The sequence below is a fragment of the Streptomyces sp. NPDC018947 genome (assembly GCF_044390505.1).
Lineage (GTDB): Bacteria > Actinomycetota > Actinomycetes > Streptomycetales > Streptomycetaceae > Streptomyces.
This window is the reverse complement of record NZ_JBIRZD010000002.1, coordinates 398,652-422,492: the sequence shown is the minus strand read 5'-3', so window position 1 is coordinate 422,492 and position 23,841 is coordinate 398,652. Positions and strand designations below refer to the sequence as shown.

Genomic DNA, 23,841 nt, shown 5'->3' with positions numbered 1-23,841 from the left:
AGCCCCCCCCCCCACCCCCCCCCCCCGCCCCCCCCCCCCCCCCCCCCCCCCCCCCCCCCCGCCCCCCCCCCCCCCCCCCCCCCCCCCCCGCCGCGTTCACCGCCGGTCGTCACCGGCTCGACGGTTCCTTCCCGTCGGCCGGGCCGCCGGCGGCCGACGGGACGGCGTGGAACGCCAGGGCCGCCAGGACCGCCACGCTCGCCGCCAGAGTGAGGGCGCCCGTGAGGGACCGGGCCGCGACGGGGCCGGCCACCGCCGCCCCGAGAGCGAAGCCGGTGATCTTCAGGCTGGCGCCGGTGGTGAAGATCTGGCCGCGCAGATGCTCCGGGGCCTCACGGTGGCGGACCTCGAACAGGGCCGCCAGTTGGGGGCCTTCACCGATCCCGGCGAGGAGCACGGCCACGACGAGCACGGCCGGCCCGCCCGCCGTCATCAGGCCCAGTGCGACGGCCTGGACCAGAGCGCCGGCCCAGACGACCGTGTCGGGAGCGACCGCCCGCGGAAACCGGGCGAGGACGGCGTTGGCCACCAGGGCGGAGAGCGCCGCGCAGGACAGCAGCAGCGCGCCGCGGCCGGCACCGCCGAGGACGCGCTCGCCCAGCAGCGCGACGCAGGCCGTCAGCATCCCCTGGGCGGCACACGAGAGGACCGAGGTGAGCGTCGCGCGGGCCAGCGGCGCGCTGCCGAGGACGACCCGCATACCGGCGGCGAGGTCGCCGAGGACCGAGGTGGCCCGGGCGCGCCGCACCCGGACGGAACGGGCGGGCAGCGACCACGCGGCGGGCAGTGCCAGGGCGATGAGCGCGACGGAGGCCACCACGGCCGCCGGGGCCCCCAGCGCCTCCGCGACACCCCCGGCGAGCGCCGGACCGGCCAGACCCGCCGCGCTGAACGTCATGGCGTCGAGCGAGTTCGCCCGCGGCAGCCGCCCCGCGGGGACCACGCGGGGCAACTGGGCCGTCCACCCGCCCGACAGGGCCGGCCCCATCAGCCCGGTGAGCACCGCGATCACCAGCGTGACGGAGAACGGCACCCGTCCCAGCCCCACGAGCACCGCCCCCAGGCCCGCCGCGTACAGGGCGAGAAGAGCGGCCAGCAGGCGCCCCGGCCGTCGCGCCCTGTCGATCAGCGCCCCGAGCACGGGCCCCCCGACCGCGGCGGACACCGTGATGCCCGCGAGCAGCGCCGACGCGTCGGCCGCCGAGCCGGCCAGCGCGAATCCCGCCAGCATCAACGCCGGCCCCGACATCTCGTCCCCGGCCCGGGCCGCCACCGCTCCGGCCAGGTAGAAGGGAAGTGAGTAACGCGTGTTCACCAGCGAGACGTTACGGGGGTAACTCAAAACTCGGCAATATGCGTTACATTCCTCGGGTGTCCTCCACCACCGACGACTGGTCCACCCGGCACTCCGTACTGACCACGGCCCGGCGGACCGCCGCCCTGATCAACGCGCTCTCCGGTGACCGCCCCGACCCGGCCGAAGTCGCCGGCGTGCTCCGCGCCCACGGCGAGAGCGGCCCGCTCGACCTCACCGACCGGGACATCACCGGGATGCGCGCGGCCGCCGCCCTGCTGCGGGAGGTCTTCGCCGCCGAGCACGCCGACGACGCCGCCGCAACGCTCAACCGCCTCCTGCGCGATCACACGGGCCAGGTCCGCCTGACGTCCCACGGCGGCACCACCCCGTGGCACCCCCACCTCGACCGCGACGACGACGCCCACTGGGACGCATGGCTCCTCGCCTCGTCCTGCATGGCCCTGACCGTCCTCGTCTGGGACCGCCAGCGCCCGCCGGGCAGGATCTGCGCGTCACCGAGCTGCCGGTACGTCTTCATCAGCCAGGGCAGCGGTCCGGAACGCCGCTACTGCTCCCGCAGATGCGCGACCCGGGAGAGGGTCGCGGCCCACCGGCGCTCCCGCACCACCGGGCGGCCCGGCACGACCGCGTAGGAATGCGCGAGAGCCACGGGAACGAGGGACGGCGGCGCCGAAGCCCGGCCGTCACGCGGACGGCGAGGGGTGTGTGCGGGCCCGGGTGAGCGCGGCGACCGTCGCGCGCGGGTCGTCGGCGTGGAACCGGAGCGTCCGTGCGAAGCCCCGCCGTCCCAGCGGCCGTACGAACTCCACCGGCCGTGTCAGCTCCACCGTCACGGTGGTCTGGCCGCCCACCGCGAGATCCAGCAGCCCGTCCCCGCTCGGACGCACCGGTCCGCCGTCCGCGGAGCGCCGCTCGACCCGGGCGGCGGCGACGGCGGAGCCCGGCACACGCAGGTCGAACAGTGCGCCGTACCGAATGCGCAGCGAGCCGTCCGTTCCCACGACGTGCGGCCGGACCACGCAGGACGCGTGCAGGGCGAGGACCAGCACCACCCCGTACACGTCCACGACGAGCAGGACCGCGTGGACCAGCGGCCAGGGGATCACCAGCGCCAGCAGGACCGTCTCGACGACACAGACGAACAGCATCCCGTACATCAGGGCCGTCTGGGGCCCGGTGTACGCGACCGCCAGCGCCCCGTCCGGCACCTGGTGACGGCGCCTCAGCACCCACAGTCCGAGGCTGCGCAGGGCCCGGATCTCGTGAGCGGCGAGCCGGCGCGCGGCCGTCGGTACCAGAGCGCGCACGGCCTCCCGTGCGGCGTCCCGTCGGCGGTCGCCGGCCCGCCGCCGGGCGGCGTACCTCCGCCACGACAGGGCGGCCTCCAGGGCGAGTACGGTCCCCACCAGGGCCTCGGCCGCGGCGAGGACCGCTGCGGGGACCCGCACGCCCGCCACCGCGCACACCAGGACAGCCGCCTCACTGGGGAGCGCCACCCACACCGCGGCCCGCGCGATCCGTGTGCTCATGCCCGCCTCCGGCTCATCCGGGTGGTCAGCTCCCGCATCACCCGGCGCACCACCTCGGCCTGGGCGGGCGGATAGTCGTCGAGCAGTGCCTGCTCGAAGCCCGTCACCACCGGGCCCGCCTCCGGGATCGCCGCCAGCACCTCGTCCGGCACGGCGGCGGCCAGGTCGTGTGCCAGCGCCGCGATCCGTGGATCGTCCGCCTCGGCCCCGGCCAGGACGTCCAGCCGTTCGTACAGCGGGAGCACCGCCGGATCCTCGGCCAGCGGCCGTAGGGCCGCGTACAGCGCGTCCCCGCCGGCCGCCGTGTCCAGCAGGGCCAGGTGTTCGCGGTCCTTGGCGGCGGCGGGCGACGGGGTGGCGGGCGCGGCCTCCAGAAGCTCGGCCAGGGCGGGGGAGAGCGGCGCGTCCGGCGTGAGCGGGCCGGCCAGAAGGCCGGCCAGCACGCTCCGCCGCCGCTGGATCTCCCTTTCCTGGCGGGCGAGGTCGGCGTCCAGCTCCTCCAGCACCTCGGCCAGTTCACGCCCGGCGTCGTCCGCGAGGACGTCCCGTACTTCCTCCAGGGAGAGGCCCAGCTCGGACAGACGTCGGATGCGGGCCAGCAGAACGGCGTCCCGGAGGCCGTAGACGCGGTACCCGTTGGCCCGCCGCCGCGGCTCGGGCAGCAGGCCGATGTGGTGGTAGTGGCGCACGGCCCGGGAGGTGACTCCGACGAGCGCGGCGATCTCTCCGATGCGCATGCCGCCAGTAGAAACCCTGCCGCTGCGACAAGGTCAAGCCCGGCCTTGGCCGCCTTGCCGGGCCCCAGGGACTCGGGCAGGGGAGAGCGCAATGGCACCGTGCCCCGGATGGAGGAAATCTGTTGTGTTCACAGTAGACATTGCCCCGCGTGGGGGCTAGTGTCTTTGGTGTAGCCCAGAAGTCGAAGGGCACGGCGAAGACGTGGTGCCGTGCAAGCGGATGCGGCCCGGCAGTGGAGTGGCGGAGCCGGAAACGGAGGGTTCCGCCACTGGTTGCCGGGCCGAGCGGCCCCAGGGCCGCCAGGCAGTACCGCGTAACCCAGCAGTACCCGACAGGTTGATCGAAAGAGGTAAAGGAGCCCAAACGCCATCAGGATCGCCCGGGTGGGCAACGCCGCCCGGGTACCGCAGGCCCCGGATTGGAAGGTGGTCCCCGGTCACGCAGCCGCGATCCCCGCTCCTCCGCCCTCCCGGACGGACGAGAGCGGAAGAAGACAACCGGCGTACGTCAGCCGGAAGATGGTGTTGAAAGCTCGGGGCCCGGGCGCCGGTCGGCGTCCGGGCCCCCCGACGCGTTCCCGGAAGAAGAGGTCTATGCCCCCTAGCAGTACCCGTCCCACCACCCCTCTTGATGACGACGACTACCCCGCCTACACCATGGGCCGCGCCGCGGACATGCTCGGCACCACTCCCGCGTTCCTGCGTGCCCTGGGCGAACACCGGCTGATCACCCCGCTGCGCTCCGAGGGCGGCCACCGCCGTTACTCCCGCTACCAGTTGCGCATCGCCGCCCGCGCCCGCGAACTCGTCGACGCCGGCACCGCCATCGAAGCCGCCTGCCGCATCATCATCCTCGAAGACCAGCTCGAGGAAGCGCAGCGCATCAACGAGGAACTCCGCGCCGCCCACGCAGCCGGCCGACAGCCGAAACCCCCGGCCTAGGTGATCGACGCGCCCGCGCGGACCGTCGCGCAGGCGCCCGGGCCGACGAGGAGGCCGCTCACCGGCCTCCTCGTCGGCCCGGAGGGCCGGGGGCACTCAGGTGCTCGAGCTCCCGACGCGACAGCTCCGTCGCCGGGATTCCGGCAGCCCTCACCCGCGTCATCCCTGTGATCCGGCTCACGAGCTGTCACACCCCACGGACCCGTGGTGTCTCCAGGGCGCACGCAGGAACGCGAAGGAGAGACCATGAACGAGAACACCCGGGTGGTCGTGATCGGTGGCGGGTACGCCGGCGTCATGGCGGCCAACCGCCTGCCCCGGCGCGACGACGTGACGGTCACCGTGATCAACCCGCGCCCGGACTTCGTCGCACGTCTGCGCCTGCACCAGCGCGTGGCCGGCACCCACGACGCGGTCGTCCCCTACCGGGACGTCCTGGGCCCAGGTGTACGGCCGGTTCTCGACGCCGCGCCCGTCACCACCGCGGTGACCGTGGTCGGCGCCGGCCCGAGCGGAATCGAGACGGCGGCGGAACTGGCGGAGTCCTGCGACCTCGGCGTCAAGCACCTGGTGAACGAGGCGAAGAAGCCCGGTTCGCACCGCCGGCCGAAGAGCGACAGGCGCCGCCAGGTCCTGCGCGCGGGGCACAACGAGGCACAGGCCGCGGCCGGACAGGAGAGGATCGGGGCATGAGCGACCCCACCACCGACCCGGCGACCGAGGCCTTCGTCGCCCACCGCAATCTGCTGTTCACCGTCGCCTACGAGATGCTCGGATCGGCGGCCGACGCCGAGGACATACTCCAGGAGGCCTGGCTGCGCTGGGTGAACGTCGACCTGGCGCAGGTCCGCGATGTGCGCGCCTACCTGGTCAGGATCACGACCCGCCAGTCCCTCAACCGGCTGCGCACCATGGCCCGCCGCAAGGAGACCTACGTGGGCTCCTGGCTGCCCGAGCCGATGCTCACCGCGCCGGACGTGGCGGAGGACGTCGAACTGGCCGAGAGCGTGTCGATGGCGCTCATGCTCGTCCTCGAGACGCTGTCGCCGACCGAGCGGGCCGTCTTCGTGCTGCGCGAGGCCTTCGGCGTGGACTACGACGAGATCGCGGCCGCCGTCGACAAGAGCCCCGCGGCCGTCCGGCAGATCGCCCACCGCGCCCGCCGGCACGTCGACGCCCGTCGCCCCCGCAAGACGGTCAGCCAGAACGAGACCCGGGCGGCCCTGGAGTCGTTCCGGCGCGCGATCGAGAGCGGCGACCTGCAGGGCGTACTCGACGTCCTCGCCCCCGACATCGTGTTCATGGCCGACGGCGGCGGAGTCAAGCAGGCCGCGCTGCACCCGGTCCTCGGAGCCGAGAAGGCCGCCCGCTACCTCATCGGCGGCACCCGCAAACGCGGGCCCAGGCTCACCACCGAGCCCGCCGTGGTCAACGGCAGCCCCGCGCTCGTCGTGCGCCTGGACGGCGAGATCGACGGCGTCATGGCGGTCCGCGTGGAGAACTCCCGCATCAGCGGCCTCTACTACGTCCGCAACCCCGCGAAACTGACCCACGTCGCATCCGAGACCCGGCTCACACTGAGGTGAACGGAGAGCCCGCCGCTCACCCGGAGAAACGCGGGCTCCGTCAGCCGAGGAAGTCCAGCAGCCGGTCGTTCAACTGCTTCGGCTCGGTGAGGGGCAGGGAGTGGTGGGTGGCTCCGGGGAGCAGGGCGACCTCGCCGTGCGGGAGCGTACGGCGGGCCAGGCCGGCGACCTTGACGGCATCGTGGGTGCGGCTGCGTTCCGCGAGCACCACCAGCACCGGCATGCGCAGACCGGCGACCCCGGGGCGGCCGCCGGCGACGATCTTGCGACCGGGCACCGTGGCGGCCAGCGCGTACAGGCGCTGCCAGGTCTCGTCCGGGTGGGTGCCCGCCGTCTCCCAGGCCAGGAAGGCACGGGTGCGGGCCTCGCTCGGGCGGATCAGGTGGGGCAGCGCGCGCAGCAGATATCCGGGACGGAACCCGGCGAAGACCTGGGTGGGATCGACGAGGGCCAGACGGTCGACCCGCTGCGGTGCGTGCAGCGCGTACCTGACGGCCAGCCAGCCGCCGTACGAGTGGCCGCACAGGTGCGTGTGGTCGAGCCCGAGCCCGTCCAGCACCGCGTCCAGCCAGGCCATGAGGTCGTCGGCGTTCCTCAACGGCCTGCCCCGGCGTTCCGTCCGTCCGGCGTCGCCCATCAGGTCCACCGCGTGGACCCGGTGACGCGCCCCCAGGGCCGCCGCGTTGGCGAACCAGACCAGCCCGGTGGCCGAGCCGCCCGGCAGCAGGACCAGCGGGCTGCCGTCCGCGGGACCGTGCACATGGACCCGGGTCCGCCCGTACGGTGTGGCGATGTCGCGTTCCTCGGTGGACTGCGGCCAGCGGGCCCGGAGTTCGTCGTAGGCGTGATCGAAGGCGGACAGGGGCACGAGGTTGTCCTCTCGCTCAGCGATAATCTCGATGAGCGAGATAATACGAGGGAACGGGGACGTGTGCATGGACCATCAGAGCCTGGAGATGGGTCTGGTTCACCTGCTGCGCGCGGTGACGGTGGAGTTCGACCTGCTCGGCGCCGAGTTCGCCGCGCGCCACGGGCTGCATCCCACCGATGTGCGCGCGCTGATCCACCTGCTGGACGCCGAGCGGACCGGCGCACGTACCACGCCGGGCCGGCTCGGTGAACAACTGCGCCTGAACTCGGCCGGGACCACTGCCCTGGTGGACCGGCTGGAGCGGCTGGGGCTGGTCCGGCGCAGCAGGGACACGGCGGACCGGCGCCGGGTACTGCTGGAGGTGGAGGAGAAGGCCGTGGAACTCGGATGGTCCTTCTTCGGGCCGGTGATCGGCGAGGTGGTGGGCGTCGCGGAAGGCTTCGACCCGGGGGAGTTGGAGACGGTGCGCCGCTTTCTGACCTCGGTACTGGAGTCCGTCCCCCGGGCGCGTGGGGAAGCGTCATGACAGGACGCCGACGCGCCGGTGCACCGCCTCCCCCTCGCCTTCCCTTGTCATCGCCCTCCGCGGGACCGGGTCAGTCGGCCAGACGTTCCTCGATGAGCGCCTTGAACTGCTCGTAGGAGGCGGGGTTGGGGATCTTGCGGCCGTCGAGGAAGAACGTGGGGGTGCCCTGGACGCCCAGTCCGAGTCCGTCGCGCTGGTCCTCCTGGACGCGTCCGGCGGTTTCCGGGTCGGTCAGATCCGCGTCGAACCTTCCCATGTCCAGGCCCAGTTCCCCGGCGTAGCCGCGGAAGACGTCCTCCTTGGAATCCCGGGCCTCGCCCCACTCCTTCTGGGTGGTGAAGAGCTTGGCGTACATCTCCTCGAACCTGCCCTGCCGGGCCGCGGACTCCACGGTGCGGGCGGCGAGTTCGCCGTTGCGGTGGCCGGGCATGGGGAAGTAGCGGGCGACGAAGGTGACCCGGTCGCCGTACTCCGCGCGCAGTTTCTCGACGACCGGGAAGTACGCGCCGCACGCCTCGCATTCGAAGTCCAGGAACTCCACCAGGGTCAGTTCGCTGTCGGCCGGATCGGTGAGCCGGTGACTGGACTCCCGTACCGGCACGGCCCCGGCGGCGGGCCGGACGTCGCTGCCGCCGTCGCCGCGTTCGGTGCCGGGGGAGAGCAGCAGGTACGAGCCGAGCGCGGCGGCGAAGCCTGCCACGAGGACGGCCGCGACGATCAGATGCTTGGTCAGCTTCTTCATCAGGTTTCCTTCTTCCGGTCTTGGTCGCGGCCATTGCGCCGGTCACGGGCGGGGAGGCCGACCAGGGGTGTCGGGGGCGGCGAGTCACCGCGGGCGCAGCCGGCCGCGGGGTGCGTGAACCGGTCCCGCCGACACTCCGAAGTGCGGCGACGGCGGCGGGGGCACGGGCGGCGCGCCGGTTGTCGGCAGGCACGTGCGGGACCTTCCGTGGTCCCCCGGCGGCGCGAAACTGCCGGGAGAGGGGGACCGGTCCACCGGTCGGCTCCCGTGTCGCGGCCGTCAGGGCAGGACCGGGCCGCCGATCGGCAGCGGACGGAAGGACGCGAAGCGTGCGCACCGGGCCGAAGGCGGCGCACGGCCTTCCCCGCGGCGGGCCAGGACGGCGGAACGCAACGGCGACGCGCTCACATGGGCGGCGCCCCGTGGCCCGGTGCCGTGCTCCCGGCGGCCGAGCACGGCCCAGGCGAACAGCAGCAGCCCGCGCACGACGGCCGGCAGGGACTTGCTCTGCCACAGCAGCCGCTCGGTGACCCCGAGCAGACGGGCGGCGAGGAACACGGTGATCAGATGCCCGGCCACCAGCACACCGGCCGGTGGTCCGCCGTCGGTGCCGTGCTCGGCCACGGCGGACAGACCGAGCGGCGGCTCCCGCCCGTCCGTCATCGCCCGGCAGGCACCGGGCAGCGAATAGGCGAGATGCGAGGCGATCTGCGCGGCCAGGAGGACACCGGCCACCTGGGTGTCGGTGAGCCGCCGGCGGGTCAGCAGAGCCGCGCCGGGCACCGCCACCCCGGCGACGGCGGCGGCGACGACCCACCGCGGCGCGTGGCACTGGTTCAGCGCGTGCCCCGCCAGCGGCAGCAGGACGCACAGCACGGCCAGCACCCCGGCCCGCAGGCCGCGCAGCGCACCGGACGCCGGGGAGGCGGAGCCGGTGACGGAGAGCGGTCGCATGGGGCGGTCCTTCGGTACTCGGGGTGGCGGCGCCCCGTACGTCATCGATCGTGGCCCGAAGCGTACTCAACCGCCGTGAGCGGCCTTTCCGCCGGGTCGCCCCCTGCGAACGCCCCGGCGCCGTGCGAGTGGCCGGGACCGCCGGGCGGTGCGCATCCTGGAGGGGAACCCCACCGCCCCGGGCCCGGGAAGAAGGTGCTATGGCGGTCGACAGCGTCGGTCTGGTCGTCCACAAGGGACGACCGGAAGCAGTGCAGGCCTCGCGATCGGTACGGGCCTGGTGCGACGACCACCGTGTCCGGTGCACCGAGATCGACGTGTGGGACGCGGGGGAACGGCGGCGCAGCGCCCGCGAGGAGATGGCCGCGGCCGGGAACCCGGACCTCATCGTCACCCTGGGCGGTGACGGGACGTTCCTGCGCGGGGCGCGTCTCGCGTCGCACCACGGCTCCCAGCTGCTGGGCATCGACTTCGGTCACGTCGGCTTCCTCACCGAGGTGCCCGCACACGACGTGCTCGAGGCTCTGGACGCCGTCCGGGAATCCCGTGTCACCGTCGAGGCGCGCATGCTGCTCACCATGCGCGCCTCCAGGCCGCTCTCGCTGCCCGAGGAACTGGGGCCGCTGCTGCGGCACGGTCGCAGGCCCTCCCTCCCCCCGCCGCAGGTGCGTCCCGGATGCGAGACCGGGGGCGGCTGGGGAGTGGCGCTCGATGTGCTCGGGCTGAACGAGGTCGTCGTGGAGAAGCTCGCCCGGGACGGCCGGGTCGCCGCGGCCGTCTACTTCGCCGGGAGGCTGCTCGCCTGCTACGCCGGGGACGCGCTGCTGGTGGCGACACCGACGGGCTCGACCGCGTACAGCTTCGCGGCGGGCGGCCCCGTGGTGTCGCCCCGCGCGGAAGCCCTCGTCTTCACGCCCGTCGCGGCGCACATGGTCTTCGACCGCTCGGTCCTCGCCGCGCCGGACGAGCCCATCGGCATACGTCTCCTGCCGAGTTCCGGGAGCGCCGCGGTCAGCGTGGACGGCCAGCTCCGCGGTGTGCTGGGCCCCGGTGACTGGATCGGCGTCTATGCCGCGCCGAGCCGGTTGCGGGCGGTGCGCCTCGGGCCGACCGACTTCTACGGCCGCCTGCGCCGGCGGCTGCGGCTGACCGACGCCCCGGCCACGGCCTCCGACGACGACGTGCCCGCGGTCTGGCCGCTGACGGCCCCGCCGCCGCACGACCTGGAGCACCTGAACCTGCCCACCCTGGAGGACGGCAGACGCCTTCCCGCCGCCGTACGGCGGGCCGACGGCACGGCCTGACCGCTCCGGCGCGGCGACGCACGGCTTCCGGCGGTCGTCAGCGCACGGTGACGGCGGGCGGGCCCTCCCCGCAGCACGACATCCTTCCCGTCCGGGGTGACGCACCGTTCGACAGACCGGGTGCGGACGAAGACGCCGTAGGAGAATCGTGACCACGCTGATCGCGATGGCCGCCATCGCCTTCGCCCCCGACCACCGGGACCGCGAACTCGACGAGATCGGCGACGGGCACACGAGCCCGCGACCGCGGGCGGGACGAAGGCGGCGGTGCAGCGGGCGGGAGGGAACACCGGACCCGTCGGCGGGAGCCGCCCGGGCGCGAGTGGTCGCGGCGGAGCGGACACGCGCGTCCGGTGGCGCACCCGGCCACGACCGGGCTCGTAGCGGGACCCCGGGGCCGGAGGCCCGCTACTGCGCCGGGCGGGATGCGGCCATGATGGGCACCGGCAGGTGACAGCACGTCGGTCGAGCGAGCAGGAGCGGAAGATGCGTGTAGTCGTCGTCGGCTGCGGGATCGCCGGTGCGGCAGCGGGCTATGACCTGGCCCGCGACGGCGTGGACGTGGTCATGGTGGACTCGCGGGTGCCCGGCCGCGCGACATCGGCCGGAGCGGGCATCGTCTGCCCGTGGTCGTCCCGGACGGACGACGAGGACTGGTACCGGATCGCGGTCGCCGGAGCCGAGCACTACCAGGAACTGCTGGCGGCACTGGCCGCCGACGGCGAGAGCGACCTCGGGTATCGGCGGGTCGGCGCCCTGCGTCTGGTCGGCGAGGCCGAGTCCGCCGAAAGGCTGCGGCGCGTGGCCGAGCGTGCCGCGAAGTCCCCGTCGGCGGGCGAGGTGGAGCTCGTCGGCGCTCGCCGGGCCCGTGACCTCTTCCCGCCCCTCGCGCACGACGGTCCGGCGATCCACATCCCGGGAGCGGCACGCCTGGACGGCCGCTCGGTCCGTGACGCGATGATCCGCGCCGCGGTCCGGCACGGGGCACGGCTGACGGAAGGAACGGCCGCGATCGTCGCCGACGGTGCCGTGCGCGGCGTACGGGTCGGGGACGAGTTCGTCGGCGCGGACTCCGTGATCGCGGCGGCCGGCGTCTGGTCGCCGCGCCTGCTCGAACCGCTCGGCGTCCGGGTGCGCGTCGCGCCCCAGCGCGGCCAGATCGTGCACCTGCGGCTGCCGGGGACGCGGACCACGGACTGGCCCGTGGTGCTGCCCGAGTCGCACCACTACCTTGTCGCCTTCGACGACTCACGGGTCGTGATCGGGGCGACGCGTGAGGACGACGCCGGCTTCGACCACCGGGTGACCGCGGCGGGACTGGCGGAGGTGCTCGCCGAAGCCCTGTCGGTGGCTCCCGGACTGGCCGGCGCCACCCACGTGGAGACCCGTGTCGGCTTCCGCCCGGTCGGCCCCGACATCCGGCCGTCGCTCGGGGCGCTGCCGGAGATCGACGGGCTGGTCGTCGTCAACGGTCTGGGCGCGTCCGGGCTCACGGTCGGTCCGTACGCCGGCTCGATCGCGGCCCGTCTCGCCCGGCGGACGGACGCGGGGATCGACCTGTCGTCGTACGACCCGCTGCGCTGAATCGGTTCTCCTCAGGGGGCGAGCACGCCGGCCGCACCCGTGCCCGGGGAGGGGAAGTGGGGCAGAACCGTCTCGGCGAGCTCGTGGAGGACCTCCTCGACGGGCCGGTCGCCCGGGCGGAGATTGAACGAGACGTGGGCGACGCCGAGTTCACCCATCGCGCGCAGATGCTCGACGAGGGCGAGGCTCCCGGTGCGCAGGCCGAGCCGGATCGGGGTCGCGGGCGTCGCCGGATCCCGGGTGAGGTCCAGTTGCATGGGCGTCAGGTACGGCTTGGGGTCGTCGCCGGTCAGCTCCCGCCACTCCCGTGTCGTGAGGTGCAGCGCCCCCAGCGGGCGCGGGTAGTTGAGCGAGGCGTCCGCGTTGCGGGCGATCCACTCGGCCGACTGCCGGGCGTGTCCCGCGACGGCGATCGGCACGGTCGGGCCGGTCGGCTTGGGCAGGACGTCGAGACGGCGTTCGGCCCCGAGACCGAGGTCGGGCAGTTCCATGCCCGCGCCGTCGGCATGCCGGGCCCAGGCGGCGCGCAGCGTCTCCACTCCCCGGCGGAAGAGGTCGCCGCGGGCGTGGAAGTCCTCCCCGAACAGGGGGTACTCGACGGGCCGGTCCCCGCTGGCCAGACCGAGGACGAACCGGCCGCCGGACAGGACGTCGACGGTGGCCGCGGCCTTGGCGACCAGCATCGGACGCCGCAGGGGCAGCACGACGGCCGCGGTGCCGAGCACAACCCGCCGGGTCACGGCGGCCAGGTGCTCGAGGTGGGTGAAGGTCTCGAAGACGGAGCCGGCGTCGCCGAACTGCTCGGGGTCGTAGAGCGGCACGTCCCGCACCCACAGGCCCGCGAAACCCGACGTGTCGGCGAGGCCGGCCAGTTCGGTGTGCCGGGTCAGGTCGGGGACGCCGAAGGGCTTGCCGGCAGCCTGGTCGGCACGCAGCCGGGTGGCGCCCCAGTCGTTGTCGAGGGGCAGTTCGAGACCCAGGGTCGGCAGGCCCGCGGGGTTCACGAGCCGGTCCAGGGCGGTGGGGGTGGGGGACATGCCGGGGGGCCTTTCAGCGTCGTGGCGACGGGGGAGCGGTGCGGGGTGCGGCCGGTCGTGGGCGGCTCGCGCGGACGGGGCCTGCCGTCCGCGCCCGCGCGAGCCGGAGCGACCCGGCGGGGCGGCGCGAAGAGGCGCCGCCCCGCCCGGGCCGGCCGGAGGGAGCCGGGTCAGTTGAGCTCGTCGGGGTGCGGGCCCGTGCGCAGGTCGCGGTCGAGCCCGGCGATCGCGGTCATCTCGTCGTCGGTGAGGGCGAAATCGAAGACGTCGAGGTTCTCGCGGATGCGGGCGGGCGTCACCGACTTGGGGATGACGACGTTGCCGAGCTGGAGGTGCCAGCGCAGGACGACCTGCGCGGGCGACTTGCCGTGCCGGGCCGCGATCGTGGTGATCGCCTCGTCCTCGAGGACGGCGCCCTGCGCCAGCGGGCTCCACGCCTCGGTGGCGATGCCGAGCCGGGCGTGCGCGGCGCGCAGCTCGCTCTGCTGGAGACCGGGGTGCAGCTCGACCTGGTTGACCGCCGGGACCAGATCGGAGCCGGCGATGAGGCGCTCGAGGTGCGCGGTCTGGAAGTTCGACACGCCCGCGGCGCGGATCCGGCCGTCGGCGAGGAGCTTCTCGATGGCCTTCCAGGACTCTCGGTACAGGTCGCGGGCGGGCGTCGGCCAGTGGATCAGGTACAGGTCGACGTAGTCCAGGCCCAGCTTGGCCAGGCTCGCGTCGAACGCCTCCAGCGTGGCGTCATAGCCCTGATCGGAGTTCCACAGCTTCGTGGTGACGAACAGGTCGCCGCGGGCGATCCCGGAGTCCGCGAGGGCCCGGCCGACACCGGTCTCGTTGCCGTAGATCGCGGCGGTGTCGATGCTGCGGTAGCCGGCCTCCAGGGCGGCGCTCACCGCGGCGGTCGTCTCCGCGTCGGGGACCTGGAAGACGCCGAAGCCGAGCTGCGGGATCTCGACGCCGTTGTTGAGGGTGACGGTGGGGATGGTGGACGGTGCCATGGTGCGTGTCGCCTTTCAGACGGTAGGGGTCGTACGGGGGGTGAGGGTGTAACGGACGGTCTGGGCGCTGACGAGTCCGTTCCGGAAGACGAAGGTGTCGACGCCGTCGGTGACCTCGTGGGCGGCGGTGGTGGCGGTCCACTGCAGGAACAGCACGTTCCCGGCGAACCGCGGAGTCAGCCTCCAGTCGGCGTCGGGCAGGTCGGCCAGCAGGCGGCCGATCCCCTCCCGGACGCCGGCCCGTCCGGTCAGGACGCCCTCGGGGGTGACGAAGACGGCGTCCTCGGTGTAGTTCCGGCTGATCAGATCGAGATCACCGGTACCCAGGCGCTCGCCGTGGTCGGCGAAGACCTCCCGCGGGGTACGGGACATCAGGACAGCTCCTCGACAGCGGTGGCGGCGAAGCCGTGGTCCTGGTCGGGTGTGCCGCCGCCGACGCCGATCGCGCCGACGAGGCGCCCGTCGCGGTGGAGGGGGAGTCCGCCGGCGATGAACAGGAGGGGCCGGTCGAGGGCGGTGGGGAGGGTGTGGAAGGGGCCGTCGGGCTTGACGAGGTCGGCGAGGCCGGCGGTGGGGGCGTCGAGCTGGAGGGCGGTGTAGGCCTTGCGCGTGCTGGTCTCGCCGGAGATGAGGACGGCGCGGTCGTCGCGGCGGAAGGCGAGGAGGTGGCCGCCGGCGTCGAGGACGGTGACGCTGACGGTGACCCCGGCGGCTTCGGCGGCGGTGCGGGCGGCCGCGACGAGGGTCTCGGCCTCGTCGGTGGTCAGTGGCGCGACGGCGGTGGCGGTCGTGGTGCTCATGAGAGGTCCTTCTGAGGTACGGGGTGTGGTGCGCGGCCGCTCAGTGCCCGGCGGGCACCGCGGCGGTCTCCGCCGGCGCCGACCCGGCGACGACGCGTCCGGCGGCCCGGGTGCGGCGGTCGAGGTGGGCGGCGACGAAGGCGAGGAGCAGCGCGGTGCCGGAGAGGACGGCGCCGATCCAGTTGGGGGAGGTGTAGCCCAGGCCCGCGGCGATGACGAGACCGCCGAGCCAGGCCGCGAGGGCGTTGCCGAGGTTGAAGGCGCCGATGTTGGCGGCGGAGGCCAGGGTCGGAGCGGCCGAGGCCTGGTCGAGCACCCACTTCTGCAGCGGCGGCACGGTCGCGAAGCCCAGCGCGCCGATCAGCGAGAGGGTGATCGCGGCCGGCACCTTGTGGTGCGCGGTCACGGTGAACAGCAGCAGCGCGGCGCTCAGGCCCCCCAGGGCGGTGAAGAGCATCGGCATCAGCCTGCGGTCCGCGAACCGGCCGCCGAGCAGATTGCCGAGGAACATGCCGATCCCGAACAGGACGAGCAGCCAGGTCACTGCGCCCTCGGTGTAGCCGGCGACCTCCGTCATCATCGGGGTGATGTAGGTGATCGCGGCGAAGACGCCGCCGTAGCCGAGGACCGTCATCGCCATGGCGAGCCAGACCTGGACGTTCTTGAACGCCGCGAACTCGCGCCGCACGCTCACGGACTCGGGGCGGCCCGTCTCGGGCACCAGCTTCGCGACGCCGAGGAATCCGACGACACCGAGCGCGGCGACGATCAGGAACGTGACGCGCCACCCGGCGGCCTGGCCGATCGAGGTACCGCCGGGGACGCCGACGATGTTGGCCACGGTCAGGCCCATGAACATCAGGGAGATGGCCGAGGCCTTCTTCTCGGGCGCCACGAGGTCGGCGGCGACCACGGAGCCGATACCGAAGAACGCGCCGTGCGCGAGGGAGGCCACGACCCGGCCGATCAGCATGAGGCCGAAGCCCGGGGCGAGGGCGGAGAGGGTGTTGCCGACGACGAACAGCGCCATCAGGAACATCAGCATCTTCTTGCGGGACACCTTGGTGCCCAGCACGGTCAGCAGCGGCGCGCCGACGACGACGCCGAGGGCGTAGCCGGAGACCAGCCAGCCGGCGGTGGGGATGGTGACGCCGAAGTCGCCCGCGACCTGGGGCAGGACGCCCATGATCACGAATTCGGTGGTGCCGATCCCGAAGGCCCCGATGGCCAGTGCCAGGAGCGCGAGAGGCATGGGAGTTACCTTCCAGATGATTGCGTGCGGCGCTTACGTCCGGAAACAATAGTTGCAGACGCTTGATAAATGCAAACGCACTTATGCTCGAGAGGGGTTTGCCTTCGTGTGCAACTATGGGTGCACGGCCCGACGAAGGAGCCCCCCATGACCGCAACCGCCCCCTCGCTCACCGCCCTGGCCCAGGGCTGGTGCGCGCTGTCCCTGCTGCACGGAAGGATCGAGGCGCACATCGAGCGCGCCCTTCAGGCCGAGCACGGCCTGAGTGTGCGCGAGTACTCGCTGCTCGACGTGCTGAGCCGCCAGCACGACGGAGACGGCGGCCATCTGCAGATGAAGCAGGTCGCCGACGCCGTCGTCCTCAGCCAGAGCGCCACGACCCGTCTGGTCACCCGTCTGGAGGACCGGGGCCTGCTCATGCGCTATCTGTGCCCCACCGACCGGCGCGGCATCTACACCAACGTCTCCGACACCGGCCTCAAGCTCCTCGAAGAAGCCCGCCCGACCAACGAGAGGGCCCTCGGCGAGGCCCTCGCGGAAGCGGCCGAGGACCACCGGCTCGCAGCCTTGGTGCGCACCTTCGGGCCGGTGCGGCGCGCCGACGGGGGCGCCGCATGAAAGCGATCACCGTCGCGGAATGCGGCGGAGCCGAGGCGCTGGAACCGACGGGCCTCCCCGGCCCCAGGGTCGCCCCGTGAAGTCTTGATCCGGGTGAGGGCCGCAGGGGTCGGCCCAGTGGATCGGAAGCTCGCCGAGGGGCGGCTCGACGCGCTCATGGAGACGCGCTTCACTGAGGGGGGCGAGCGGGTCGGTTTCGACGTCGAGGAGTTCGTGCCCGGCGACGAGGTGTTCGGACACGTCCGCAAGGACGTCGTTCAGTCCGGTGCCTACGCCGAGCCGGGGTCGGCGCACGCGCGCCTGCCGGCCCGCAGGGCGCCGCGCTCCCGCCCGCATCCAGGCGCTCCCCGGCCGGGGTGGCGGAGCGGTTGTGTCCGTAGCCGTGGGATACATGGTCTCGTCGGCATCTGCGGGATACATGGCCTCACGGACATGGCGAGCGCACCGCCCGGCGAAGAACACTGGTGCCGGCACCGCGTCCGGAAAGGACCTGCTGTCCTCGGGCGCCGCCTCGGTGGAGGAGGTCGCGCGGCAGTCGGGCTTCGGGGCCTCGGAGACCATGCGGCGCCTGTTCCAGAACGCCTTCGGGGTGTCTCCCACGGTGTACCGGGCCCGGTTCCGGACCACGGGGGTGAGCGCCCGACCGGTGCCGGGGAGGCGACGGGGCGCCGGGCGGGGGGACTGGTCAGCGGCGGATCAGGCCCAGCTCGGTGGCGGTGGCGACGGCGGCGGTGCGGGAGTCGACGTCGAGCTTCGTGTAGATGCGGGCCAGGTGGGACTTGACGGTGCCCTCGGTCAGGTGGAGACGGTTGCCGATCGCCTGGTTGGACAGGCCGTCGGCGACCAGGGCGAGGACCTCGGTCTCGCGCCGGGTCAGGGAGGTGCCGGGGGTGCGCAGCCGGTTCATCAGCCGGTCCGCGACGGTCGGGGCGAGAGTGGTGCGTCCGGCGGCGGCGGTGCGGACGGCGGCGGCCAGGTCTTCGGGCGGGGCGTCCTTGAGAAGGTAGCCGGTGGCGCCGGCCTCGATGGCGGGAAGGGTGTCGGCGTCGGAGTCGTAGGTGGTGAGGATCACGACCCGGGGGGCTCCCGGGCGTGCGGTGATCAGGGCGGTGGCTTCGGCGCCGCCCATGCCCTTGCCGAACTGCAGGTCCATCAGGACGACGTCGATGCCACCCTCCGCGGCGCGGGTGACGGCGTCCTCGGCCGTGGCGGCTTCGGCCACGACGAGGAGGCCGGGTTCGGTCTCCAGGACGGCACGCAGTCCGGCTCGTACGACAGGGTGGTCGTCGGCCAGCAGGAGGCGGACGGGAGCGTCGGTCACGGGCGGGTCTCCGAGCGGGTCTCGACGGGCGGGGCGAGGGGGAGCCGGGCGGCCAGGGCCGTGCCGTGACCGGGCTCGGACGCGATGGTCAGGGTGCCGCCGAGGGCGGTCATGCGGGCACGCATGGCGGCCAGGCCGAAGCCCCCGCTCTCGGGGTCGGGCACGGGCAGCCGGCCGGGATCGAAACCGCGTCCGTCGTCGACGACGTCCAGGACGACGTGGTCGCCGAGGTGGCTGAGGGTGACCTCGGCGGTGGTGGCATCGGCGTGGCGGACGGTGTTGGCGAGGGCGGACTGGGCCATGCGCAGGAGGGCGACCTCGTGGGCGGTCGGCAGCGGCACGGGATCGCCGGTGATGTGGAAGCGCGCGGTGATCCGGTGCCGGGCGCCGGTGGTGGCGCACAGCCGTTCCAGCGCGTCGGCCAGACCGGTGCCTTCCAGGGACGGGGGAGTGAGGGCGGCGACGAAACGGCGGGCCTCCACGAGGTTGTCCACGGCGGCCTGACGGGCCGCCTCCACATGGCCGGCGGCCGCGTCCGGCCGGTCCGGAAGGGCCCGTCCGGCGGCGCGCAGCAGCAACTGGATGCTGGAGAAGCCCTGGGCGAGGGTGTCGTGGATCTCGCGGGCGAGCCGCTCGCGTTCGGCGAGCACCCCCGCGGTGTGCTGTGCCTCGGCCAGGTCGGCGCGGGTGGCGGTGAGCTCCTCGATCAGCTCCCTGCGCCGTTCGCTCTCGCGGTACAGGGCCTCGTAGCCCCACACCACGGCGACCGCCACCGCCGCGCCGAGCGCGGGACCGATGGCCATCGCCGGACTGAACGCGGCCTGGTGGGCGGCGAAGCCGGTGACGGCGGCCGCGGCCGTGGCGATCACCGCGGCCAGGCCGGTACGGCGCGGCAGCAGATGGAGCTGGAGGAAGTACAGCGGGAACGCCACCCACACCGCGTCGGGGGACAGGGCCAGCAGCACCAGCCACACGGCGCCCACGGCGGCCAGCCACCAGGCGGCGGCCCGCCGCGAGGCCCGGACGCGGGGCAGGAGCGGACCCGCGGCGTACACCAGGCCGCACACCGCGGCGACGGCGACGGTCGCCCCGGCGTGGGGTCGGCCGTCCACCAGGGTCCGCGCGGCGGCCAGGGCGAGCAGGCCGGTGATCAGCAGGTGCAGGCACCAGGCCAGGGGCCGGGGGGTCGTGGTCAGGGCAGGTGCAGTGGTGTTCACAGTGCGTCCCAGGTTACGGAGGCGGGCAGCCGGGGGGCCTCCATCGAAAGTTGGAACCCGCGCCCGCTCTTTCGGCCCGTGAAGTGCCGTCCTGCGTGGGACGCGCACACGGGGGGCCGGCGGCGACGGTGGAGGCGTACCGATTCCGCCGCTGGAAAGGACGGGCCGAGCCCGTGTTCGTCGCCTGGAGAGACCTGAAGTTCGCCAAGGGGCGCTTCGCGCTGATGGGGACCGTCATCGTGCTGATCACCCTGCTGGTCGGACTGCTGTCCGGGCTCACGGCCGGACTGGGCCGGCAGAACACCTCCGCGATCACCTCCCTGCCCGCCGACCGGATCGCCTTCCGGGCCCCCGGTGGCGGAGGGGAGCTGTCCTACGCCGACTCCACCGTCACGGAGCGGCAGTGGAGGCAGTGGTCCGCGGCGCCCGGTGTCGAGAGCGCCGAACCGCTGGGGATCACCACGACCAAGGCCACCGCCGGGGACCGGAGCACGGGGGTCTCCGCCTTCGGGGTCCGGCCCGGCTCCGGCCTCGCCCCCGAGGGCGGAAGGATCAGCGGCAGTGCTGTCGTGCTGTCGACCGCGGCCGCCGACGACCTCGGCCTGCGCCCGGGCGACACGCTCGCCCTGGCCGGTCAGCGGGTGGAGGTGGCCGCCGTGAAGGGCGACGCCTACTTCAGCCACACGCCGGTCGTCTGGACCGGCCTGGACGTCTGGCGGAAGATCGCCCCGCCCACCGGCACCCGTGAGGGCCCGACCGCCACCGTCATCGCCCTGGACACAGCCTCCGGGGCCGATGTCGCGGCCGTCGACCGGCGGGCCGGCACCCGGACGGTGTCCGTCGAGGACTCGCTGGCCGCGATAGGCTCCTACACCTCCGAGAACGGCTCCCTGCAGCTCATGCGCGGCTTCCTGTTCGCCATCTCCGCCCTCGTCATCGGGGCCTTCTTCACCGTGTGGACGATCCAGCGCAGCGGCGACGTCGCCGTCCTCAAGGCACTCGGCGCCTCCACGGCGGGCCTTCTGAAGGACGCCCTCGGCCAGGCGGTCGTCCTGCTCGTCGGCGGCACCCTGCTCGGCACCGGCATCGCAGCCGCCCTGGGCGCACTCGTGTCCCGCTCCGCCGTGCCCTTCCTCCTCACGCCCGCCACCGTCCTGTTCCCGGCCGCCGTGACGATCCTGCTCGGAGCCCTCGGAGCGGCCCTGTCCATCCGCCGCATCACCTCCGTCGACCCGCTGACCGCCCTGGGGAGCGCCCGATGAGCCTGACCCTGACCGACGTCACCCTCACCTACCCCGACGGGGACTCCCGTCTGACCGCTCTCGACCGGGTCGGCCTGGACGTCCCCAAGGGCAGCCTGACCGCCGTGGTCGGCCCCTCCGGCTCCGGCAAGTCCAGCCTCCTGGCCGTGGCCGCCACCCTCATCACCCCGGACTCCGGCACCGTCACCATCGACGGCACCCCCACCACCGGCCTGAGCCGCGGTGAACTGACCGACCTGCGACGCCACAAGATCGGCATCGTCTTCCAGCAGCCCAATCTGCTGTCCTCCCTCACCGCCGTCGAACAGCTCCAGGTCATGGCGCAGATCGACGGCCGCAGGCCCCGCACCGCCCGGGGCCGGGCCCTGGAACTCCTCGACGCGGTCGGTCTCGCGGACCAGGCCGGCCGCCGCCCCCACCAGCTCTCCGGCGGCCAGCGCCAGCGCGTCAACATCGCCCGCGCCCTGATGAACGACCCCACCGTCCTGCTGGTCGACGAACCCACCAGCGCCCTCGACCACGAACGCGGCACCGCCGTCATCGACCTGATCACCCGCCTCACCCACCAGCGGGCCACCGCCACCGTGCTGGTCACCCACGACCGCACCCACCTCGCCGCCGCCGACCGGATCGCCGAAGTCCACGACGGCAGGCTCACCCGGCCGGCCATGGCGCCCTGACCGGAGGCGTCGGGTCACCGTGTTCTCCCGTGGCATCTAACTGCAACTCCATTGCCCGGCGACGGAGTCGAGCCCCAACGTTGTCGCTCCGGTCCGAACAGGGCCGGCACAGAGTACCCGGACGCAGAAGAGGGAGACGCAGTGAACCGTCGTGCCGGCAAGACCATGCGCAGACTGACCGCCGTCGCGAGCGCGGCCCTGACCGTGGCGGGACTCGGCCTCGCCGCCGCCTCACCGGCGGCGGCGGCCGACTACTACTACGAACTGCCCTACCCGGCGGGAGAGGCCTACCAGGTCACTCAGGGACCCGAGGGAACGTACTCGCACACCGGCCCCTACAACGAGTACGCCTGGGACTTCGGACTCCCGGCGAACTACGAGGTCTCCGCGGCCCAGGGCGGTACCGTCCTGGTCTCGGACTGGTCGCCGTACTGGCAGAACGGCATCGAGGTGATCATCCGGCACTCCAACGGGCGCTGCACCCACTACGCCCACCTCAACCGCGCCCTCTACAACACCGGTGACTGGGTGCCGCAGGGGCGGATCATCGGCTGGTCGGGCTCGACCGGCGCCGCCAGCGGCCCCCACCTGCACTTCCAGGTCATCGACTGCAACACCCGGGTGGGCATCCCCGCCACCCTCCAGGGCTGGACCCCTCCGACCGGATCCTGGCCGGTGAGCGTCAACACGCGCGCCTGACGCCGGAACACGGGTCGGACGTCGCACCACGGCCACCCCTGACCCCTCCCGAGGGGTGGCCCCACAACCTCACCGGCACGACGGCGCCGGGGACCGCCCGCCGAGGGCCGTGAGCCTGTGCCGGGGAGCCCCTACCGCTCCACCAGGGCCGCCACCACCCGCCTCATGACGGGCCGTGGGTCCGGTGCGCCCGGCCCACCGGTCATCAGGAGATGGTGGGCGGTGCCGACGACGGCGAGCGCCACGGTGTCCGGGTCGACCGTCTCCGCCACCCGGCCGAGCTTCTGCTCGTCCTCCAGATAGCCGGTCACGGCCTCCTGTATCGCGGTGAAACCGGGCGCTCCGCCCTCCAGCGCCGTGCGGATGCGCTGGGTGGCCGCCGCGCGGCTCAGGGCCAGGCCGGACAGGGCGGCGCCGCTGGAGTCGAACAACGCGAGGACGACGGCGTCCAGATTTCCCGCCACCGTGCCCTCGCCGGCGAGACCGGACAGGGCCTGCGCCCTCGCCGCCGTGCGGGCGAACCGGTCGAGGCAGAGCTCGGCCACGAACGCGTCGAATCCCGCGAAGTGCGCGTGCAGCAGCCCCTTGGCGCAGTCCGCTTCCGCGGTGACCGAGCGGCTGGTCAACGCGCCGGGCCCGTCCCTTTCCACGACGCGCTCGGCGGCCGAGAACAGCCGCTCCCGTATGTCCGGCGTCGCCACTCCGCGCGGTGACATCTGTCGCTCTCCCGATCCGCCTCAGGGGCCGTAACTCCACGGATCATAACGGGGATTGCCAGTACGGGCGCGTGCCCATACTGTTTTGGGCGCACGCCCATTCTCCGTCTTCCACCACAGGAGGCACCCGTGCCGGACGTCGTCAACACCGATCAGGAAAAGGCATGGAACGGCCCCGAAGGCGCCCACTGGGCCCGCAACCAGGACCGCTGGAACGCGGTGAACGAGGGGTTCGACGAGCCGCTGCTCGACGCCGCCGAGATCGCGCCGGACCACCGGATCCTCGACCTGGGCTGCGGCGCCGGGCAGACCACGCGGCTCGCCGCCCGGCGGGCACCGAAAGGGCACGCGCTGGGCCTCGACCTCTCCGCTCCGATGCTGGCCGAGGCACGGTCCCGCGCGGCACGGGAGGGTGTCACCAACGCCTCCTTCACCCAGGGCGACGCGCAGGTGCATCCCTTCGGGGCGGGGGTGTCCGACGTGGCGATCAGCCGCTACGGGGTGATGTTCTTCGCCGACCCCGTGGCGGCCTTCGGCAACGTCGGCCGGGCCCTGCGGCCCGGCGGGCGCCTGGCGTTCGTCTGCCCGGCCGATGCCCGGCTCAACGGCTGGGTGACAGCGGTGGAGTCGCTGCGCGACTTCCTGCCGGTCGGCGACTTCGGGAAGCCGGGACTGCCCGGCATGTTCTCCCTGGCCGCCCCGGACCGCATCCGCGACGTCCTCGCCGCGGCCGGATTCACGGACATCACCGTCGACCGGGCCGAGGCATGGGGGACATGGGGGCACGGAGCCGAGGACGCGGCGCAGTTCCTGCTGGGCACGGGCCCCGGCCGCCATCTGCTGGAACAGGCCGACGCGACCGCGCGCGACCGCGCCCGCCGCACTCTGACGGACCATCTGCGCGACCACCTGGCGGCGGACGGCACGGTACGGCTGCGCAGCACGTCCTGGCTGGTCACGGCGGATCGTCCGACCGGGCCGGCGGGGCGCCCCTGAGGGGGATCCGCCCGCCGCCCAGCGCCGAGGACTGTGCACGTACGCGTCCCGGATTGCCCGCACGCCGGTGTCCCGTCCGCGGACAAAGGGGGTTGTCCACCTACTGACCTGCGGCTTTGCCGGTCGCGGACAGCGGACATTCGCGGCGG

26 protein-coding genes and 1 pseudogene are annotated in these 23,841 nt (G+C 73.6%); 13 read left to right on the top strand and 14 right to left on the bottom strand.

Going from position 1 to position 23,841, the window contains the following annotated elements:
- Window positions 1-109: 109 nt before the first annotated feature.
- Window positions 110-1,315, bottom strand: a complete 1,206-nt coding sequence (locus ACH499_RS06545) for an MFS transporter (RefSeq protein WP_399014114.1) — start codon at window positions 1,313-1,315, stop codon at window positions 110-112.
- A 38-nt stretch (window positions 1,316-1,353) separates the two neighbouring features.
- On the opposite strand from ACH499_RS06545, the gene ACH499_RS06540 reads away from it, so the two are divergent.
- Entirely contained in the window at window positions 1,354-1,950 is a 597-nt protein-coding gene (locus ACH499_RS06540; RefSeq protein WP_399014113.1) for a CGNR zinc finger domain-containing protein, read from the top strand.
- Between the two features lie 51 nt (window positions 1,951-2,001).
- Here the strand turns inward: ACH499_RS06540 and ACH499_RS06535 are convergent, their stop codons facing one another.
- Window positions 2,002-2,847, bottom strand: coding sequence for a hypothetical protein (locus tag ACH499_RS06535; protein WP_399014112.1), 846 nt, complete (start codon window positions 2,845-2,847; stop codon window positions 2,002-2,004).
- Window positions 2,844-3,584: a MerR family transcriptional regulator gene (locus ACH499_RS06530; protein WP_399014111.1), complete on the bottom strand. Its 741-nt coding sequence runs from the start codon at window positions 3,582-3,584 to the stop codon at window positions 2,844-2,846. The genes ACH499_RS06535 and ACH499_RS06530 overlap by 4 nt, the downstream gene beginning before the upstream one ends.
- 594 nt (window positions 3,585-4,178) lie before the next feature.
- On the opposite strand from ACH499_RS06530, the gene ACH499_RS06525 reads away from it, so the two are divergent.
- The 3 genes and pseudogenes from ACH499_RS06525 (at window position 4,179) to ACH499_RS06515 (ending at window position 6,112) form a co-directional block, all read left to right on the top strand.
- Entirely contained in the window at window positions 4,179-4,526 is a 348-nt protein-coding gene (locus tag ACH499_RS06525) for a MerR family transcriptional regulator (RefSeq protein WP_399014110.1), read from the top strand.
- 246 nt (window positions 4,527-4,772) lie between these two features.
- A pseudogene (locus ACH499_RS06520) lies at window positions 4,773-5,069 on the top strand (FAD-dependent oxidoreductase); the annotation flags it as partial.
- A 146-nt stretch (window positions 5,070-5,215) separates the two neighbouring features.
- Window positions 5,216-6,112, top strand: coding sequence for an RNA polymerase sigma-70 factor (locus ACH499_RS06515; protein WP_399014109.1), 897 nt, complete (start codon window positions 5,216-5,218; stop codon window positions 6,110-6,112).
- A 40-nt stretch (window positions 6,113-6,152) separates the two neighbouring features.
- On the opposite strand, the gene ACH499_RS06510 is transcribed toward ACH499_RS06515, so the two are convergent.
- Entirely contained in the window at window positions 6,153-6,980 is an 828-nt protein-coding gene (locus tag ACH499_RS06510; RefSeq protein ID WP_399014108.1) for an alpha/beta fold hydrolase, read from the bottom strand.
- A 67-nt stretch (window positions 6,981-7,047) separates the two neighbouring features.
- On the opposite strand from ACH499_RS06510, the gene ACH499_RS06505 reads away from it, so the two are divergent.
- Entirely contained in the window at window positions 7,048-7,509 is a 462-nt protein-coding gene (locus tag ACH499_RS06505) for a MarR family winged helix-turn-helix transcriptional regulator (protein WP_399014107.1), read from the top strand.
- Between the two features lie 70 nt (window positions 7,510-7,579).
- On the opposite strand, the gene ACH499_RS06500 is transcribed toward ACH499_RS06505, so the two are convergent.
- Window positions 7,580-8,251 (bottom strand): DsbA family protein, encoded by a 672-nt coding sequence (locus ACH499_RS06500; protein WP_399014106.1) that lies wholly within the window; start codon window positions 8,249-8,251, stop codon window positions 7,580-7,582.
- A 279-nt stretch (window positions 8,252-8,530) separates the two neighbouring features.
- The gene (locus ACH499_RS06495) at window positions 8,531-9,205 is read right to left on the bottom strand and encodes a hypothetical protein (RefSeq protein WP_399014105.1); all 675 of its coding nucleotides are present in this window, start codon (window positions 9,203-9,205) and stop codon (window positions 8,531-8,533) included.
- A gap of 200 nt (window positions 9,206-9,405) precedes the next feature.
- Here ACH499_RS06495 and ACH499_RS06490 point away from each other — a divergent pair, with 200 nt between their 5' ends.
- The 3 genes from ACH499_RS06490 (at window position 9,406) to ACH499_RS06480 (ending at window position 12,093) form a co-directional block, all read left to right on the top strand.
- Entirely contained in the window at window positions 9,406-10,509 is a 1,104-nt protein-coding gene (locus tag ACH499_RS06490) for an NAD(+)/NADH kinase (protein ID WP_399014104.1), read from the top strand.
- 148 nt (window positions 10,510-10,657) lie between these two features.
- Entirely contained in the window at window positions 10,658-10,963 is a 306-nt protein-coding gene (locus tag ACH499_RS06485) for a hypothetical protein (protein ID WP_399014103.1), read from the top strand.
- A gap of 32 nt (window positions 10,964-10,995) precedes the next feature.
- A complete protein-coding gene (locus tag ACH499_RS06480; protein ID WP_399014102.1) occupies window positions 10,996-12,093 on the top strand; it encodes an NAD(P)/FAD-dependent oxidoreductase in 1,098 nt (365 codons plus the stop codon).
- Between the two features lie 11 nt (window positions 12,094-12,104).
- Here ACH499_RS06480 and ACH499_RS06475 read toward each other — a convergent pair whose 3' ends face one another.
- From ACH499_RS06475 to ACH499_RS06455, 5 genes are all read right to left on the bottom strand, one after another.
- A complete protein-coding gene (locus tag ACH499_RS06475; protein ID WP_399014101.1) occupies window positions 12,105-13,130 on the bottom strand; it encodes a TIGR03571 family LLM class oxidoreductase in 1,026 nt (341 codons plus the stop codon).
- Window positions 13,131-13,300: 170 nt separating this feature from the next.
- Entirely contained in the window at window positions 13,301-14,131 is an 831-nt protein-coding gene (locus tag ACH499_RS06470) for an aldo/keto reductase (RefSeq protein WP_399014100.1), read from the bottom strand.
- Between the two features lie 15 nt (window positions 14,132-14,146).
- A complete protein-coding gene (locus ACH499_RS06465; protein ID WP_399014099.1) occupies window positions 14,147-14,503 on the bottom strand; it encodes a nuclear transport factor 2 family protein in 357 nt (118 codons plus the stop codon).
- Window positions 14,503-14,931 carry a heme-binding protein gene (locus ACH499_RS06460; RefSeq protein ID WP_356204890.1) on the bottom strand — a complete coding sequence of 143 codons (429 nt, stop codon included), beginning with the start codon at window positions 14,929-14,931 and terminating at the stop codon, window positions 14,503-14,505. Before ACH499_RS06460 ends, ACH499_RS06465 begins: the two co-directional genes overlap by 1 nt.
- A 40-nt stretch (window positions 14,932-14,971) precedes the next feature.
- On the bottom strand, window positions 14,972-16,183 hold the full coding sequence (locus ACH499_RS06455) for an MFS transporter (protein WP_356204888.1): 1,212 nt from the start codon (window positions 16,181-16,183) through the stop codon (window positions 14,972-14,974).
- A gap of 147 nt (window positions 16,184-16,330) precedes the next feature.
- Between ACH499_RS06455 and ACH499_RS06450 the strand changes: the two genes are divergently transcribed.
- A complete protein-coding gene (locus ACH499_RS06450; RefSeq protein ID WP_356204886.1) occupies window positions 16,331-16,801 on the top strand; it encodes a MarR family transcriptional regulator in 471 nt (156 codons plus the stop codon).
- A 685-nt stretch (window positions 16,802-17,486) separates the two neighbouring features.
- Here the strand turns inward: ACH499_RS06450 and ACH499_RS06445 are convergent.
- Together ACH499_RS06445 and ACH499_RS06440 are read right to left on the bottom strand one after the other, a co-directional pair.
- Window positions 17,487-18,122, bottom strand: a complete 636-nt coding sequence (locus ACH499_RS06445; protein WP_399014098.1) for a response regulator — start codon at window positions 18,120-18,122, stop codon at window positions 17,487-17,489.
- A complete protein-coding gene (locus tag ACH499_RS06440) occupies window positions 18,119-19,339 on the bottom strand; it encodes a sensor histidine kinase (RefSeq protein ID WP_399014097.1) in 1,221 nt (406 codons plus the stop codon). The genes ACH499_RS06445 and ACH499_RS06440 overlap by 4 nt, the downstream gene beginning before the upstream one ends.
- A 173-nt stretch (window positions 19,340-19,512) precedes the next feature.
- Here ACH499_RS06440 and ACH499_RS06435 point away from each other — a divergent pair, with 173 nt between their 5' ends.
- The 3 genes from ACH499_RS06435 (at window position 19,513) to ACH499_RS06425 (ending at window position 21,980) form a co-directional block, all read left to right on the top strand.
- Window positions 19,513-20,601 carry an ABC transporter permease gene (locus tag ACH499_RS06435; protein WP_399014096.1) on the top strand — a complete coding sequence of 363 codons (1,089 nt, stop codon included), beginning with the start codon at window positions 19,513-19,515 and terminating at the stop codon, window positions 20,599-20,601.
- Window positions 20,598-21,281 (top strand): ABC transporter ATP-binding protein, encoded by a 684-nt coding sequence (locus ACH499_RS06430; RefSeq protein ID WP_356204879.1) that lies wholly within the window; start codon window positions 20,598-20,600, stop codon window positions 21,279-21,281. Before ACH499_RS06435 ends, ACH499_RS06430 begins: the two co-directional genes overlap by 4 nt.
- Window positions 21,282-21,422: 141 nt before the next feature.
- Entirely contained in the window at window positions 21,423-21,980 is a 558-nt protein-coding gene (locus ACH499_RS06425) for a M23 family metallopeptidase (RefSeq protein WP_356204877.1), read from the top strand.
- Window positions 21,981-22,111: 131 nt separating this feature from the next.
- On the opposite strand, the gene ACH499_RS06420 is transcribed toward ACH499_RS06425, so the two are convergent.
- Complete coding sequence (locus tag ACH499_RS06420) at window positions 22,112-22,696, bottom strand: TetR/AcrR family transcriptional regulator (protein ID WP_399014095.1); 585 nt, start codon at window positions 22,694-22,696, stop codon at window positions 22,112-22,114.
- Between the two features lie 129 nt (window positions 22,697-22,825).
- Between ACH499_RS06420 and ACH499_RS06415 the strand changes: the two genes are divergently transcribed.
- Complete coding sequence (locus ACH499_RS06415; RefSeq protein ID WP_399014094.1) at window positions 22,826-23,692, top strand: class I SAM-dependent methyltransferase; 867 nt, start codon at window positions 22,826-22,828, stop codon at window positions 23,690-23,692.
- The last annotated feature ends 149 nt before the right edge of the window (window positions 23,693-23,841 follow it).

Excerpts from the sequence above, each read along its gene's own strand:
- ACH499_RS06540 (WP_399014113.1), top strand. The coding sequence starts at position 1,354 with ATGCGTTACATTCCTCGGGTGTCCTCCACCACCGACGACTGGTCCACC.
- ACH499_RS06535 (WP_399014112.1), bottom strand. The coding sequence starts at position 2,847 with ATGAGCACACGGATCGCGCGGGCCGCGGTGTGGGTGGCGCTCCCCAGT.
- ACH499_RS06530 (WP_399014111.1), bottom strand. The coding sequence starts at position 3,584 with ATGCGCATCGGAGAGATCGCCGCGCTCGTCGGAGTCACCTCCCGGGCC.
- ACH499_RS06525 (WP_399014110.1), top strand. The coding sequence starts at position 4,179 with ATGCCCCCTAGCAGTACCCGTCCCACCACCCCTCTTGATGACGACGAC.
- ACH499_RS06515 (WP_399014109.1), top strand. The coding sequence starts at position 5,216 with ATGAGCGACCCCACCACCGACCCGGCGACCGAGGCCTTCGTCGCCCAC.
- ACH499_RS06505 (WP_399014107.1), top strand. The coding sequence starts at position 7,048 with ATGGACCATCAGAGCCTGGAGATGGGTCTGGTTCACCTGCTGCGCGCG.
- ACH499_RS06500 (WP_399014106.1), bottom strand. The coding sequence starts at position 8,251 with ATGAAGAAGCTGACCAAGCATCTGATCGTCGCGGCCGTCCTCGTGGCA.
- ACH499_RS06495 (WP_399014105.1), bottom strand. The coding sequence starts at position 9,205 with ATGCGACCGCTCTCCGTCACCGGCTCCGCCTCCCCGGCGTCCGGTGCG.
- ACH499_RS06490 (WP_399014104.1), top strand. The coding sequence starts at position 9,406 with ATGGCGGTCGACAGCGTCGGTCTGGTCGTCCACAAGGGACGACCGGAA.
- ACH499_RS06480 (WP_399014102.1), top strand. The coding sequence starts at position 10,996 with ATGCGTGTAGTCGTCGTCGGCTGCGGGATCGCCGGTGCGGCAGCGGGC.
- ACH499_RS06475 (WP_399014101.1), bottom strand. The coding sequence starts at position 13,130 with ATGTCCCCCACCCCCACCGCCCTGGACCGGCTCGTGAACCCCGCGGGC.
- ACH499_RS06470 (WP_399014100.1), bottom strand. The coding sequence starts at position 14,131 with ATGGCACCGTCCACCATCCCCACCGTCACCCTCAACAACGGCGTCGAG.
- ACH499_RS06465 (WP_399014099.1), bottom strand. The coding sequence starts at position 14,503 with ATGTCCCGTACCCCGCGGGAGGTCTTCGCCGACCACGGCGAGCGCCTG.
- ACH499_RS06460 (WP_356204890.1), bottom strand. The coding sequence starts at position 14,931 with ATGAGCACCACGACCGCCACCGCCGTCGCGCCACTGACCACCGACGAG.
- ACH499_RS06455 (WP_356204888.1), bottom strand. The coding sequence starts at position 16,183 with ATGCCTCTCGCGCTCCTGGCACTGGCCATCGGGGCCTTCGGGATCGGC.
- ACH499_RS06450 (WP_356204886.1), top strand. The coding sequence starts at position 16,331 with ATGACCGCAACCGCCCCCTCGCTCACCGCCCTGGCCCAGGGCTGGTGC.
- ACH499_RS06430 (WP_356204879.1), top strand. The coding sequence starts at position 20,598 with ATGAGCCTGACCCTGACCGACGTCACCCTCACCTACCCCGACGGGGAC.
- ACH499_RS06420 (WP_399014095.1), bottom strand. The coding sequence starts at position 22,696 with ATGTCACCGCGCGGAGTGGCGACGCCGGACATACGGGAGCGGCTGTTC.